Source organism: Psychrobacter sp. CX90 (assembly GCF_057396305.2).
In genome coordinates, this window is sequence record NZ_CM182008.1 from 2,531,356 (window position 1) to 2,545,116 (window position 13,761).

Here is a 13,761-nt window from a genome sequence, read left to right on the forward strand (position 1 = left end):
TGTAAAACTCCTAACCCAACGACTGCACCCACTGCACTATCTGATTACTTGGCAATGCCCCAGACTGACGGGCAATCTCTTTGCCACCTTTAAATGCCACCATGGTAGGTAGGCTTCTGATACCATAAGGGGCAGCGGTTTGCTCATATTTATCCGTTTGTAGTTTAGCAAACACCACTTGAGGCAGTTGCTTTGCGGCTTGCTCAAACTGTGGTGACATCATTAAACACGGCTGGCACCAACTTGCCCAAAAGTCGACGATGGTTAATACGTCATTCTTTTGAATGGTCTTGTGTGCAGTTGCATTTGTCAGCTCTCTTGGGGCACCTGTAAGCAGGGCGTGCTGACACTTGCCACATTTTGGCGATTCGCTGATACGCTCAGCAGGAATGCGATTCGTTGCAACACAATGGGGACAAACCAAATGCAGTGCTTCTGTTGTAGCGTGCGTCATACGCCCTCCTTTTTTCTAAAGTTCCAATGTAATCTACATAATTTAGCTTATTATACCTCTGAATATATCATGTGTAGATGATGTTATTATTAAGATTAGTTAAAGACGTCATAAGTGTTATAACGTGACAAGTTGTATAACGTTTAAGTGAGTTGCTATAGCCAGCGCCAACTGCGCCTGATTCATCAGCTCTTGCCTTAAGTACATCTTAACCTACTATCTACTACACTATCTATCTATCTACCTATCTACCTATCTATCTACCTATCTACCTATCTATCTACCTATCTACCTATCTACCTATCTATCTACCTATCTACCTAACTATCTACCTATCTACCTAACTATCTAACTATCTAACTATCTAACTATCTAACTAAGCTAAGCCCCCAACCAAAGTGGGCAATAATGAGAAACTTCGGTATGATAAACCCGTTGCCAAGACAAAACACATGGCATGATTTACTTATTGCATTAGGGCGTGTCGTCATTTAGATTATAAGTATAAAAATAAGATAGATTAACCTAATACGAATGATTTCGAAGAAAAAGCAGTCATTAAATAGAATCATTTTAGCGAGACATCAGACACTGTTTAACCGGGGTATAATCATTTTTAGGGCGTGTCCTCATTTTGAAAATGGAGATAAAAATAAGATAAATCGCAGTCAGACAAGGAAAATAATAGGTAAATATCGAGATATTTCCCCGTTATGTGACGTGGTATGACAAGATTTAGCTATTTTCAACCCATTTAAATGCAATTGTACGAATTGAGGATACGCCCTAGCCCCTAAAATATCAGTTCTTGTCAATGAAGACCGACTCTAATGATAGTATCAAACCATTATGACATTGCCACAACGCACCCACTGCGAATATTTTAGTCTTACAAGGGAATGAGCACAGTCGCAGTTTTCAACTGTGCCGATTATAGTACCTACACGACGACGTAACTGAGAGACCATGGTGACTAACAAGCACGCGACGCTCGTACAAAAGTGGATGACATTGCTCGTGCCAAAGTGGCTAACGCAATACTCAACCAGTACGCTGCCTTCCGACATGGTGGCCGGAATCGTGGTCGGTGTGTTAGTCATTCCGCAAAGCTTAGGCTATGCAGTATTGGCTGGATTACCACCCGTTTATGGGCTTTACGCCTCTATCGTGCCCGTACTGGTTTATGCTTGGGTGGGCTCAAGTAATGTGCAGGCCGTTGGTGCGGTTGCCATCACTGCTATTATGACCGCCAGTAGCCTGCATGGTATCGCTGAGGAAGGCAGTACTGAATATGTGATGCTTGCAGGTCTTCTTGCCCTCATGGTCGGTATTTTTCTGTGGCTGGCGGGTCAATTAAAGCTTGGCTGGATTATGCAGTTTATTAGCCGCGGCGTTTCGTCAGGCTTTGTCAGCGGTGCGGCGGTGCTGATATTTGTCAGCCAACTTAAATATATTACTGGCATACCCGTGCAAGGGAACACCCTACCAAGTTATCTTGATTCTATTGTCAATCAGATGGAAAGTTTGCATCTCCCTACCCTAATATTGGGCGGCATTACCTTTGGCTTATTTTTATTAAATCGTTATGGCAGTGCAATACTCTGGAAGTCTTGGCTCCCAGATTCAAAAGCCAAATGGGCGGGGCGGCTTTTTCCTTTAGTGATAGTCATCATTGCTATTATTGTCAGTCAGATTGGTAATTGGTCAGCGTTGGGTATTCGTCTTATGGGCGTGATTCCAAGTGGGCTGCCTAAGCTATCAATACCTGAGTTTGAGTCTTTTTCACAGGTAGTCTCACTACTGCCAACAGCCGGGCTGATGGCGCTTATCGCCTTTGTATCCAGTAGCTCAGTTGCCAGTACTTATGCACGTTTACGTGGCGAGAAATTTGATGCGAATGAGGAGTTAAAAGGATTAGGACTTGCCAATATAGCGGGCGGATTTAGTCAAAGCTTTCCCGTCGCAGGTGGATTCTCACGTACGGCCATTAATGTCGACTCTGGAGCAAAAACCCCACTGGCCAGCCTCATTACGGTTGGCGTTATGGTTGCTGCTCTCCTAGTGCTTGGCAGTATCATTGCGCCTCTACCCTATGCACTGCTGGGTGCCATGATTATGGCCTCCATCATCAACCTTATTGATGTTAATACCTTTAAAATGGCGTTGAAAACCGATCATTTAGATGCGATTAGCTTTGGTGCTACCTTTATTGGGGTATTAATTTTTGGCTTAAATACAGGGTTAGTAATTGGTATTATCGCCTCATTTGTTGGTCTTATTTGGCAATCTAGTCATCCACACATTGCGGTGGTCGGTCGCCTGCATAACACCGAGCATTTTCGTAATATCAATCGCCATAATGTCATTACCTATGACAACCTACTTATTATGCGGGTGGACGAAAGCTTGTTTTTTGGTAACAGCCAAGCCGTTTATAACCAGATTTATGCGGGACTTGATAAGTACCCAAAGGCAAGGGACTTGGTGCTAATTATGTCTGCAGTCAATCATATTGATCTCACAGCGCAAGAGATGCTTATTACCTTAAATAAAGAGCTGGTAGCGCAACACAAACGTCTGCACTACAGCTTTGTGAAGGGTCCCGTCATGGATATTCTGCAAGAAACGCCCGTTATTTCTGAACTGTCAGGACGTGTATTTTTAAGCACGGTCGAAGCCATTACTTTATTAACGGATGATGACCCTGTTAATGATGTTGCGCCCAAAATCCAAACAGAAGAAGCACATTAAAATAACCCCTTAATATAACATTATGAACACCACACAATCGGTATACATATATTCTTAATCGGGCAATAGATAATGAAACAAAAATGTTAGTATATAATTCTTATTGACACCTATAAAGCCGTATAAACCATGACTGAATCAATTACCATTTATAAGCAAATATACCCTGCGCAATGTACAAAGCTGTGCGAGCTTGGTTATCGCTCTCTTATTAATATCCGCCCCGATGGCGAGGCAGCAAACCAACCTAAAAGTAACACTCTAAATGAAGCGGCGCATCAGGCAAAGTTGCAATATGCTTATCTACCTTATGACTGTGAACGCTTAAGCTTAGATACGATTAAAAAGTTTGCTGAATATTATCATCAGCTTCCAAAGCCTATTATGCTTTTTTGCGGTACAGGCAATCGAGCTAAACTGCTCTATCAAAGTGCAATGATGCAAGGTTTACTGTAGATTTCATCATATATTTATTGAATGTTTAATTAAAACATCTCCATTCACTCAATTAAAAAAAGGATTCACTATGTCGCATCAGGTTAGTTTTGCCGGTCAAGTGACCCCAGAACAAGTTCAAGATATCGCTGCTAAAGGCTTTAAAACCATCATTAATAACCGTCCAGACGGTGAAGCACCGGACCAACCTAAAAGTAGCGAAATCGAAGCCGCTGCCAAACAAGCAGGGCTTGCTTATAAAGAAATTTCATTTGCCGGCAATGCATTGACGCAGCAACATGTAGAAGCGTTTGCTGATTACTTTAATCAAGCTGAGCAGCCAATTTTGATGTTTTGCCGCACGGGTAACCGCTCGAACGGTCTATATGAAGCGGCCAAACAAATGGACCTATTAGACGATTGAATCATCTGGTTTATTAAAGGCTGACTAAGGCGTATTCTTATTCACAGTAATTGACAGTTTTATGGATTAAAAATAGCTAAATCCCCGCCAAACTTTGTTTGATTTCTAGCAAATATGTCTTATATTTGTTCGAAACCACCCATGTTTGACGATACTCTATCTCATTTTTACTCTCATACTCTAGGGTCTATTGAACCGTCAAACATGTCAGTGGCAATGAGTGTTTTTTGAATGTTCAACCGCCCTTAAATGAGGAATACCCTAAAACAAAAATGCCTTAAAATAAAAAAGGAGCTGTTATGTCAAGTCTTCTAAACAACCCATTTAAAACACTTATTATTAACGTAGCCGTTGGTCTAATGACATTAGGTACCAGCCAAATTGCAGCCGCCATAACCAGTAAAAACGTCACTTATTCTGTTGAAAATAAGACCTATGAGGGATATTACGCCAAGGCGGATACCCCAAATGCACCTTTTATCCTGCTCATTCATGATTGGGACGGTTTAACCGATTATGAGCGTAAGCGTGCCGACATGTTGGCTACCGAAGGGTATAACGTATTGGCAGCAGATCTTTATGGACAAGGCATTCGACCTACTGAATTAGAAGATAAAAAACGGCTCACTGGGGAGTTATATAATGACCGCAATAAAATGCGCCATTTGCTTGCAGGTGCTTTAAATGCGGGTCAAGCGGAAGGTAATAATGTACGTGAAGGGGTAACCATGGGATACTGCTTTGGTGGCAGTGCCGCACTTGAGCTTGCACGGTCAGGCTTCCCTCAAAAAGCTTTTGTACCGTTTCATGGTGACCTTGCGACACCTGCCCATCAAAATTATGACAATACCAAAGGCGAGATTTTAGTTTTTCATGGAACCGCGGATCAAGTTGTGCCCTTTGAGGACTTTACCACGCTCGGTAAAACACTTGAGACAGCGAATGTACCTCATGAAATGATTACCTATAGCGGGGCTAAACATGCGTTTACTGACTTTGAGGCGGAGTCTTACGACGAACGTGCAGATAAACGCTCATGGCAGCGTTATTTAGAGTTTTTAGATAATTTATATGAGTAAACGCCCTTCTGACCATACCTAAGCGACTACAGCTTAATTGGCATAACCCTCACAAACCTCAAGCAACTGCGCCCGTCCAAAATTTGGATGGGCGTTTGCCGCTATCACCATCTCAATAATCACGCTAGGCAACTTTGGCAAGGTAAACGGCAACGGATTGTTGGCGCCTGTTAATATCGACATCCCCCTCACACTACTTTTAGCTACCACGGTTATTCCCTGTCCTGCCAACACCAAGCTGCGGATAGCACCCACACTGTTACTACTGCACACCACTTGACTGCTGACATTAAGCTGGCTTAACCCTTGCACCGCAGCATGGTGAAAATGGCAACTTTTCTCAAACAAAACCAATGGCACACTCCCTAAAGCTCTATACGCCTCTGCCAGTTTATCGCTGTCCCCATTAAATGCCCACACCCCGTCACTTTTTTCTAAATACTGCCCCGCTACCTTTGCGGCCGAACGAGAAACAATCGCCGCATCAATCGTACCCGCCACCAACATGTCTTGTAAGTTAGTCGAGTTGTTACAATGAATTTGAATGGGCATGTTGGGCACAATGGCTTGTATTGAGGCCACAATTTTAGGCAATATCAACTCGGCATAATCGTCAGGACATCCTAATTGCAACGGGCGCATAATTTGCTGACTTTCTTTCATTTGGCGTATCATATCATCATGAAGACTAATAATATGACGGGCGTATCCCAGCAAAAACTTGCCATCTTCGGTTAATTCAAGCGCTCTACCTGCCTTTATAAATAATGTCTTGCCTGTCTGCTCCGCCAGTTTTTGCATTTTTTGGCTGACCGCACTTTGGCTACGATGCACCTGCTTTGCCGCTTGCGAATAACTACCCGTTTCCACCACCGCAATAAAACAGCGTAGCGCTTCTATATCCATAATTTTTCAACTTCTTAGACTAACTTTGTTAAATGACTTATAGTCATAGGCAACTAAATGAGATACAAGTCAACCGAACGCAAGTACTACTCTAGTAGGCTTAGTGAGGTTAACGCTGTAGCTCTTTAGTTTGCCTACGACTATAGTCCTACTTTAGCACAGCCAAACCCCTAATATTTACTATCCTGTTCCTCGAATATCTGATAGGTACTATCAGAGTTTTGCGTTTGTTCAATGACGACAACTGCGACATACTAAAATCCTTAGCCAAGTTAACTAATCACTTTAATTTTGTAGCACATCCAGCTTTACGCTCATATCTTGGCTAAACCGCTCTCATCTTTATAGCTCACTTGTTTGTATAACTCAGCTATCTTTATAACTCAGTTAGCTTTATAGCTCAGTACTCTAAAAGGGCTAAAAAGGAATATCCATCACATAAGGAATATTATTATGAACACTCCGCTACTTATCATCGGTAACAAAAACTACTCCTCCTGGTCACTGCGAGCTTGGCTACTGCTCAAGCAGTTTGACATTGAGTTTGACGAGCAGCTTATTCAGTTATTTGATGTCTCTTCAACCCCTATCCTTAGTAAATACTCATCCACGGGTAAAGTGCCTGTGTTGGTTATCAATCGAGACACAGAGAATCCTAACACTACCCAACACCTAGCCATGACTGACAGCCTAGCCATCGGTTTATTTGCCAATGACTATCTTACTAACTTAGATGTTTGGTCAGGCAAACCAAAGTCTGCATTGCTGAACGATGATTTAGCCTTACAACAACAGCGTGCCTTTTGCCAAAGTATCGTTGCTGAGATGCATTCAAGCTTTATGGGCGTTCGTAATGAAATGCCCATGAACATTCGGGTAACAGCTAAAATCAATCCAAGCGACACCTGTTTGGCTGACCTTAATCGCATCGAAGATATTTTTGAAAACAGTTTGAGTAGCGACGCTTATAAAAACAGTCGAAATAACTATTTGTTTGGCGACTTCACCATTGCCGATGCGTTTTATGCGCCTGTTATCCTTCGCTTGCAAAGCTATGTTGAACACTCAGGCTTTATGTTAAGACCGACTACTCATCAATATATGAACGTGATGCTGAACAATCCACATATGAGGCAGTGGCAAGAGGCCGCTTTACAAGAAACACGAAAGATTGGACAAGATGAGGCGGGTGAAATACTAAAGGTTGAAGGGGTGTTAGCATAGGTAGCGTAGGTATTGTGAAGAAAGCGACCTTTGGTGTATAGTTAAATCCATACCTAATCAAAACGTTAAAAAGGACATTCAATTATGGAGTTTTGGCACGGTCTCATACTAATAACCACAGTGCACTTATTAGCAGCTGCTTCGCCTGGTCCTGATTTTTTACTGGTTTCGCAGCAAACCATTACCCATAACCGCCGAACTGGATTACTTTGTAGCTTTGGAATCACCCTTGGACTTGGTGTGCATGTGGTGTATTCCGTATTTGGCTTAGCGGCCGTCATTGCTCACTCTCAGCCTTTACTCACTGCCATTAAATGGCTGGGCGGTGGTTATCTCATTTATTTAGGCTGGCAAGGCATCACCGCAAAAAAGGAGTCCTTAGAGGCTAGCCCTTTAGAGAATCCTCATGTAGATAGTGATCAGAACCGAAGTAAGCATAGGCAGAAAAGTACCGTCTCTGAATCAAGCGTCTCTACCATACGGCGTGGTTTTTTTTGTAATGTGTTTAACCCCAAAGCACCCATATATTTTGTGGCTATATTTACCTTAGTACTTTCGCCTGATATGCCACTTTGGCAACTTGCCGTATATGGTGTCTGGATGATGGTATTACAGATGGCATGGTTTAGTACAGTGGTAATACTGTTATCAATTCCTGCGATTCACCGTCGCTTTATGAATATTGAGCACTGGATTAACCGTGTATTAGGCGCGGCAATGATTGGCTTAGGGCTAAACCTTATCTTTAGAAATCGCTGATTTAAGGTGGTTTGTGATTCAAAGTTATTAGCCCAAATCTCTCTGATTTAGAGAGGTTGTGATTCAGAAAGGGTATGATTAACACATTTCGGCGTTATCATTTGTAATTATGTCTGAAAAACCTACGCTATTACCTCTAAACTTAATTATCACCCACCCTTCTTTGACCATAATCATTTATACCTATAATCCATAAAATATAATCAAAATAATTATTCACTACACCGAGAATATAGTGCCTAAAATAAACATCAAAGAAAAATTCAGCCTATTTGATGAAGAATGGGCGCCAAAAATCATTGCCGAGTCTAACGGTCAATCAACCAAAATATAACGACCCTTTTTTATAACGTCCAAATCGGATTATCAATAATCAACCATATCGCAACGCCTAACAAACATAGCGCATAACTATAATCCAAACTTTTACGATAGGTGGGGCTACTCGATATCTTAGCCAATAACTCACCGACGACTATCCATACCAAATGAAGCGATATATTGAGTATCGCCAACCAAACTATCAAAATGACGATACCATAACCTGCAAACTCTGCATGCGCTTGTGCTGTAAATAACGAAAACATCAAAAACACCATAATCCAGCCTTTGCTATTTAATGCTTGCACAATCAGTCCGTCTTTAAACCCCAATAGTTTGGTATTTATATCGGTATCAAGCTTGCCTGCCACAACAAACGTATACGCCAAATATATCAAATACCCTGCACCTAACAGTTGCATCCCAATCATAATACTGGGATAGGTTTGCACGATTTGACCCAAACCAAAACCAACTAAAATAGTTTGTACAATAAACACCAAATCAATCCCGATTAAAAAAGGAAGCGACCGTTTTAAACCGACTTGTGAACCCGTAGCTGCAAAGGCAATATTTGCAGGGCCAGGACTAAACACTAGGGGAAACATAACAGCGAACCAAGCCAAAAATAAACTCATAATCATTCTTCCTAAGACATGAAAATCAATATCTTAGAGGTTTGAGTTATAGATTTATTGTACAAAATTGACATAGATCGATTCGCTTATCGACAGAGGAATTAGTACAGAAATTTTAAGTAGATTCTGAATAGCCAAAGTATTTTGAAGGCGCAACACCATACACTCTTCGAAAGTTTCGATTAAAGTGGCTTTGATCATAGAATCCGCACATAAAAGCGGTATCAATATAAGACATTCCTTGAGATAGCATTGATTTAGCTTTTTGGGTTTTAATGAGCAACAAATATTGATGCGGCGTTACACTGAACAGGGCTTTAAAACTACGCAATAACTGAAATCGATTACACTGGGTATACGTCTCTAAATCTTCAAGCGATGGATTACCTTGCCAATCATCAATGATATAAGCCTTAGCCAGTGTCGCCCCTTTTATATCGATATAAGCTGCTTTATCATTTGTAATGGATGACCCATAGCGAGCAAATAACTTCTCTAACGCCAGTGTCAATAGCGTATCTTTACTTAAACGCAAACTGCTAAGCTCCAATGCTTGATGTAGCTGCAATAAGTCTTGATACAAAGTAGCATCGTTAATAACAGGCGTATCTATTACCGAATTTATCGATAGCGCACTGTCTGATAGATGAGTAGCTAAATAGGATAAGTCAAAGTAAAACATGCGATAGCGCCAACCACTCTCTACCCCTGCCAAGCCTGTATGCACTTCGCCAGGATTAATTGCAATGATTTGCTGTTCAGGAATAAGCAGGTTCTCCCCTCGGTACCAAACGCTTTCCGCCCCAGCTTCAATCACACCAATGGCAAGCTCATTATGCCAGTGTTTTTTAAATTCAAAATTGGTATAGCTCGCAGACAATAACTCAATACCTGAGTAGTCCTGACTCCGCCATAGTTTTGATTGCTCCACTTGACTACCTCTTGTTTGGTATTGCTTAAAATATAGATATAGTCAAACGTACATTATAGTATGCAGAATGTGTAGCGTGTGGTGTAGCTAGGCGAAGCCCACGGCTTATGTTTTGACTAGGATAATGAAAGCTTCACTATAATGTAAAAATGCTCTGATATCGATTATGACATCAGAGTGTTAGGATTGGGTAATTTTTTTGGCGACGAGTACAGCTTACGATAACTATCTTCTATCATGCTGGGCTATAAGCCCAGACTACACATACTTACAAGCCTGACAACCTTAAGACTTCAAATCATAGTCAATCAACCAATCAATCTCATACTTATCTTTAACCATACCAAATAAACTACCCCAAAACTGTTCTTCTAAAGGCATTTGCACCTCTCCGCCTTCGGATAGTGATTTATATAAACGTTTAGCCTCTTGCTCACTATCAGGTGTAATGCATATCGCATATTGGTTTCCTTTTACTAAGGGTCCCTCGACGCCACAGCAGTCATTAGCCATTAAGGTCATATTTTCATTAATAGCCAACTGCATATGCATTATCTTTTCAGCCATTTCATCGGAGTCAACACCGTCACTTGTACTAACCTCTTGTGGCATATCTTTGTATCGCATAATATGAGTAAACTCGCCACCAAAAACCGACTGATAAAACCTCATAGCTTCTTCAGTATTACCATCAAACGTTAAGTAAGTATTTAATTTCAGCATTTGCCACTCCTAATTCATAATTTGAATTTGATTGAACCACCTATATCACTTGTTAAGAAGTGATGATATTAATATAAACGACAGGTCAAATTTAAACTTATCCTGAAATGCTGATTGACATAAATTAATAGCTATTTTAGGGTTTTAGTCTTAAGAGTTTAGTGAATAGGACGTGACTTAATTTAAGGTTTCATATAATAACTGTAGCAGATTGATATTTATCGGAGGATCATCAGGCTCTTTTTCTCTTAGGGTCAATTCAATGGTTTGGTTTTGAGTGATAGGAAATCTAATAGGCTGACGGAAAATCACACGTTTAGCAGAATCTAATACAAAATAGTGTATCGGATTGGTATTCAGTCGAAGCTCGCATGCCATGACATAGTACTCACCGGGTGGCATATAAGGTATGGAGACGTCATCAATCCCGAATAGCGCCAGCCCCTCAGCAGGTGGACCACTTGGGATAGCTTTTTCATACAGACCAACAAAGGTAATAGAATGCTGACGTTGGGCGTGAAGTTTAATTCGTAACTTGGCATTTATAGTTTAATTATAAAATAGTGCTGACTGTCTTTTATTGGAATCAATTAACTCAAAATTGGCTAAACGTTGAGTATTAGGCTTTCGACTATTTTGTGGATTATAGCGAATTACGGTTTGATAATTATTTGAATAAAATGACTCTACAAACTTTTGTAGGAAATGAATGTCGCGTTTATAAGTTCGTGGCGAGAGGCCAGTGCATTGTTTAAAGGTACGAGAAAAACTACTGGTACTGGTATATCCTGCCTCATTTAATGCATGCGTTACCGAATTTTGTTTGAGTATAGACTTTATACTTTTCTCAATTTTTTTGGACGCTAAATACTCTCTAACAGACAACTGCATGTAAGACTTAAACAATCGACTAAACTGCGAAGGGCTGTAATGAAACCGTTGTGCTAAGGTATGTGCGTCTGGTAAGCCACCTTCATAGCAATGAAAATCATCGATATACTCACATACTTTATCCACTTCAAGTCTATTCACGATGACCCTCTGCCAATAACCAAATTTATAGTGTGCTGCTGTTAAAAGTAACACTTAATATATTATATGATTAACAATCTTTATAGCCTAACTCATTAATATATCCTGCTGATGACTGCACCTCGTTATTTTAAAGCGATACAGTTATAAAGCGACATAGTGCCACATAGACAATGCCCATTGCTCTAAAAAGCGGTTTAGCCTCAAGTAGCAAAAAGCGAAATCTGCGCCAAAACCTAAAAAAAACCACCCAAGCTAATGCTAGCTAAGGTGGCTTTTGAAAAACAAAGATAAACTTAAGTTAGGAGTCTTCTTTCATAGCTTTCGCTTCTTGTACTGCTTTTTTACCCCAAGCACTTAAATCAAGATCTAATTTTTCATACTCTTGAGCATCAAATAACGGCACTTTAACACCTGCTTTTAGCTGACCGGCAAAGTCATCGAGCAAGCGTTTAGCACGTGGGAACAACATAATCAGTGCCAATAAGTTTGCTAGAGCCAGTACACCCATTAGTGGATCAGCAAAGAAGAATACCGATGTAGCCGTTGGCGCCGCTGCTCCAACAAATAGTATGATAACCACCACGACACGTAGGAGAAAAGTAGCTGTTTTGATATTCTTTTTAACAAGGAAGTTGATTGCGTTTTCGCCCATATAATAATTATACATGATGGAGCTTAACGCAAATAATAATAATGAGATGGTCAGAATATATTGCGACCAATCTCCAAGCTCGCTCGATAAGGCTTGCTGAGCCAGCACGATACCATCAACCTCCACACCCGGCTGATAGACACCGCTTAACAAAATCATAAATGCGGTGGCACTACATACTAATATTGTATCTATAAATACAGATAAAGATTGCGAGATACCTTGGCTAACAGGGTGCGTGGCGTAAGCGGTGGCAGCGATGTTTGGCGCCGAACCTAAACCTGCTTCGTTTGAGAATAAGCCACGCTTCATGCCCTGCTCGATTGCCACACCAATACCACCGCCAACGACAGATTCAAACCCAAAGGCATTTTTCACAATCATGACTATGAGGTTGGGTAGTTCTGTGATATTAAGTACAATAATAATAACGGCCATAGCCAAGTAAATTAAGGCCATGATAGGAATAACAATATCGGCAGCTTTGGCAATACGCTTAATACCACCAAAAACAATAAACCCACCAGCAGCGACTAATACAAGACCAGAAATCCAACGCTCGATACCAAAGCTTTCTAATGCAGATCCCGCTACAGTGTTACCTTGGAAAGCAATAAAACCAACCGAGAAAGATAATAATAAGGAGATAGCATAAATGACCGCAAGCCATTTATAGTCTTTGCCTAACCCATGCAGAATATAGGTTGCAGGGCCGCCGCGAAAGTTACCTTCGTGATCTTTGCGCTTATATAACTGGGCTAAACTACACTCGACAATACTGGTCATCATCCCCACTAAGGCAACAACCCACATCCAAAATACAGCACCTGGGCCACCTAGTGAAATAGCAACCGCAACACCAGCAATGTTACCCCCACCCACACGTCCGCCAATAGAGACTAGCAACGCCTGACGAGCACTAATGCCATCGTCGCCAATTTCTTCATTACGAAAAACCGAAAACATACGTTTAAAGTATCTAAACTGAGCAAAATTTCCGACAATGGTAAATAATAGGCCGAAAATAATGAGCATTGGAACAAGCGACCAGCCCCACGTTAAATCACCTACTTTGGAGAAAAATGCTTGAATTAATTCCATCGTTACGCTCCTTCCTTTTTAAAATAAGTCCTGAATCATCTAAACGATTTTATGAAAGAGTCAGGAAGGTAAATTAATATATATCTAATATAGGTCTTTAAATACCTTTTATAGTCAGCACTCAATTAAGTAACCTAAGACTCATAATACCTTATCAATCAATTACTCATCATTGCTTATTAAGCCAGCTTTATGATTGCTACGTTTGTTAAGCAAAAACAAAGTTGGAGATTATAACAAAATTTGGAATAGGTATATATTCAAATATCGTCAGTAAATTTTATAACGTTTTATCAAGCTTTTTTTTACACAATAAAAAACCACCAAA

14 protein-coding genes are annotated in these 13,761 nt (G+C 40.7%); 6 read left to right on the forward strand and 8 right to left on the reverse strand.

Translation table 11 applies throughout. The features are described 5' to 3' along the window. Positions 1-10: 10 nt before the first annotated feature. Positions 11-454 carry a thioredoxin TrxC gene (trxC, locus tag AC2SLN_RS10080; RefSeq protein ID WP_486530340.1) on the reverse strand — a complete coding sequence of 148 codons (444 nt, stop codon included), beginning with the start codon at positions 452-454 and terminating at the stop codon, positions 11-13. Positions 455-1,420: 966 nt separating this feature from the next. Between trxC and AC2SLN_RS10085 the strand changes: the two genes are divergently transcribed. The 4 genes from AC2SLN_RS10085 to AC2SLN_RS10100 all read left to right on the forward strand — a co-directional run bounded on the left by AC2SLN_RS10085 (position 1,421) and on the right by AC2SLN_RS10100 (position 5,143). Next, complete coding sequence (locus AC2SLN_RS10085; RefSeq protein WP_486549151.1) at positions 1,421-3,205, forward strand: SulP family inorganic anion transporter; 1,785 nt, start codon at positions 1,421-1,423, stop codon at positions 3,203-3,205. 129 nt (positions 3,206-3,334) lie between these two features. After that, a complete protein-coding gene (locus tag AC2SLN_RS10090; protein ID WP_486549152.1) occupies positions 3,335-3,661 on the forward strand; it encodes a protein tyrosine phosphatase family protein in 327 nt (108 codons plus the stop codon). Positions 3,662-3,731: 70 nt separating this feature from the next. Beyond that, complete coding sequence (locus tag AC2SLN_RS10095) at positions 3,732-4,064, forward strand: protein tyrosine phosphatase family protein (protein WP_486549153.1); 333 nt, start codon at positions 3,732-3,734, stop codon at positions 4,062-4,064. A 299-nt stretch (positions 4,065-4,363) separates the two neighbouring features. Beyond that, positions 4,364-5,143, forward strand: coding sequence for a dienelactone hydrolase family protein (locus AC2SLN_RS10100; protein ID WP_486549154.1), 780 nt, complete (start codon positions 4,364-4,366; stop codon positions 5,141-5,143). A 33-nt stretch (positions 5,144-5,176) separates the two neighbouring features. On the opposite strand, the gene AC2SLN_RS10105 is transcribed toward AC2SLN_RS10100, so the two are convergent. Then, positions 5,177-6,049 (reverse strand): LysR family transcriptional regulator, encoded by an 873-nt coding sequence (locus tag AC2SLN_RS10105; RefSeq protein WP_486530336.1) that lies wholly within the window; start codon positions 6,047-6,049, stop codon positions 5,177-5,179. A 453-nt stretch (positions 6,050-6,502) separates the two neighbouring features. Here AC2SLN_RS10105 and AC2SLN_RS10110 point away from each other — a divergent pair, with 453 nt between their 5' ends. Together AC2SLN_RS10110 and AC2SLN_RS10115 are read left to right on the forward strand one after the other, a co-directional pair. Then, positions 6,503-7,273, forward strand: coding sequence for a glutathione S-transferase (locus AC2SLN_RS10110; RefSeq protein WP_486549155.1), 771 nt, complete (start codon positions 6,503-6,505; stop codon positions 7,271-7,273). Between the two features lie 84 nt (positions 7,274-7,357). Then, positions 7,358-8,032, forward strand: a complete 675-nt coding sequence (locus AC2SLN_RS10115) for a LysE family translocator (protein WP_486549156.1) — start codon at positions 7,358-7,360, stop codon at positions 8,030-8,032. A 344-nt stretch (positions 8,033-8,376) separates the two neighbouring features. Here the strand turns inward: AC2SLN_RS10115 and AC2SLN_RS10120 are convergent, their stop codons facing one another. The 6 genes from AC2SLN_RS10120 to AC2SLN_RS10145 form a co-directional block, all read right to left on the reverse strand. Beyond that, the gene (locus AC2SLN_RS10120) at positions 8,377-8,991 is read right to left on the reverse strand and encodes a LysE family translocator (RefSeq protein ID WP_486549157.1); all 615 of its coding nucleotides are present in this window, start codon (positions 8,989-8,991) and stop codon (positions 8,377-8,379) included. Between the two features lie 115 nt (positions 8,992-9,106). After that, on the reverse strand, positions 9,107-9,922 hold the full coding sequence (locus AC2SLN_RS10125) for an AraC family transcriptional regulator (RefSeq protein WP_486549158.1): 816 nt from the start codon (positions 9,920-9,922) through the stop codon (positions 9,107-9,109). Between the two features lie 285 nt (positions 9,923-10,207). Beyond that, positions 10,208-10,645 (reverse strand): VOC family protein, encoded by a 438-nt coding sequence (locus AC2SLN_RS10130; protein WP_486549159.1) that lies wholly within the window; start codon positions 10,643-10,645, stop codon positions 10,208-10,210. Positions 10,646-10,822: 177 nt separating this feature from the next. Beyond that, positions 10,823-11,023 carry a hypothetical protein gene (locus tag AC2SLN_RS10135; RefSeq protein WP_486549160.1) on the reverse strand — a complete coding sequence of 67 codons (201 nt, stop codon included), beginning with the start codon at positions 11,021-11,023 and terminating at the stop codon, positions 10,823-10,825. A gap of 171 nt (positions 11,024-11,194) precedes the next feature. After that, a complete protein-coding gene (locus AC2SLN_RS10140) occupies positions 11,195-11,677 on the reverse strand; it encodes a helix-turn-helix domain-containing protein (protein ID WP_486549161.1) in 483 nt (160 codons plus the stop codon). Between the two features lie 301 nt (positions 11,678-11,978). Continuing rightward, positions 11,979-13,433, reverse strand: coding sequence for an alanine/glycine:cation symporter family protein (locus tag AC2SLN_RS10145; protein WP_486549162.1), 1,455 nt, complete (start codon positions 13,431-13,433; stop codon positions 11,979-11,981). Positions 13,434-13,761 lie beyond the last annotated feature (328 nt).

Coding starts and splice junctions, on each gene's coding strand:
- AC2SLN_RS10110 (WP_486549155.1), top strand. CDS start 6,503: ATGAACACTCCGCTACTTATCATCGGTAACAAAAACTACTCCTCCTGG.
- AC2SLN_RS10095 (WP_486549153.1), top strand. CDS start 3,732: ATGTCGCATCAGGTTAGTTTTGCCGGTCAAGTGACCCCAGAACAAGTT.
- AC2SLN_RS10120 (WP_486549157.1), bottom strand. CDS start 8,991: ATGAGTTTATTTTTGGCTTGGTTCGCTGTTATGTTTCCCCTAGTGTTT.
- AC2SLN_RS10135 (WP_486549160.1), bottom strand. CDS start 11,023: ATGGCATGCGAGCTTCGACTGAATACCAATCCGATACACTATTTTGTA.
- AC2SLN_RS10130 (WP_486549159.1), bottom strand. CDS start 10,645: ATGCTGAAATTAAATACTTACTTAACGTTTGATGGTAATACTGAAGAA.
- trxC (WP_486530340.1), bottom strand. CDS start 454: ATGACGCACGCTACAACAGAAGCACTGCATTTGGTTTGTCCCCATTGT.
- AC2SLN_RS10090 (WP_486549152.1), top strand. CDS start 3,335: ATGACTGAATCAATTACCATTTATAAGCAAATATACCCTGCGCAATGT.
- AC2SLN_RS10145 (WP_486549162.1), bottom strand. CDS start 13,433: ATGGAATTAATTCAAGCATTTTTCTCCAAAGTAGGTGATTTAACGTGG.
- AC2SLN_RS10085 (WP_486549151.1), top strand. CDS start 1,421: ATGGTGACTAACAAGCACGCGACGCTCGTACAAAAGTGGATGACATTG.
- AC2SLN_RS10105 (WP_486530336.1), bottom strand. CDS start 6,049: ATGGATATAGAAGCGCTACGCTGTTTTATTGCGGTGGTGGAAACGGGT.
- AC2SLN_RS10115 (WP_486549156.1), top strand. CDS start 7,358: ATGGAGTTTTGGCACGGTCTCATACTAATAACCACAGTGCACTTATTA.
- AC2SLN_RS10100 (WP_486549154.1), top strand. CDS start 4,364: ATGTCAAGTCTTCTAAACAACCCATTTAAAACACTTATTATTAACGTA.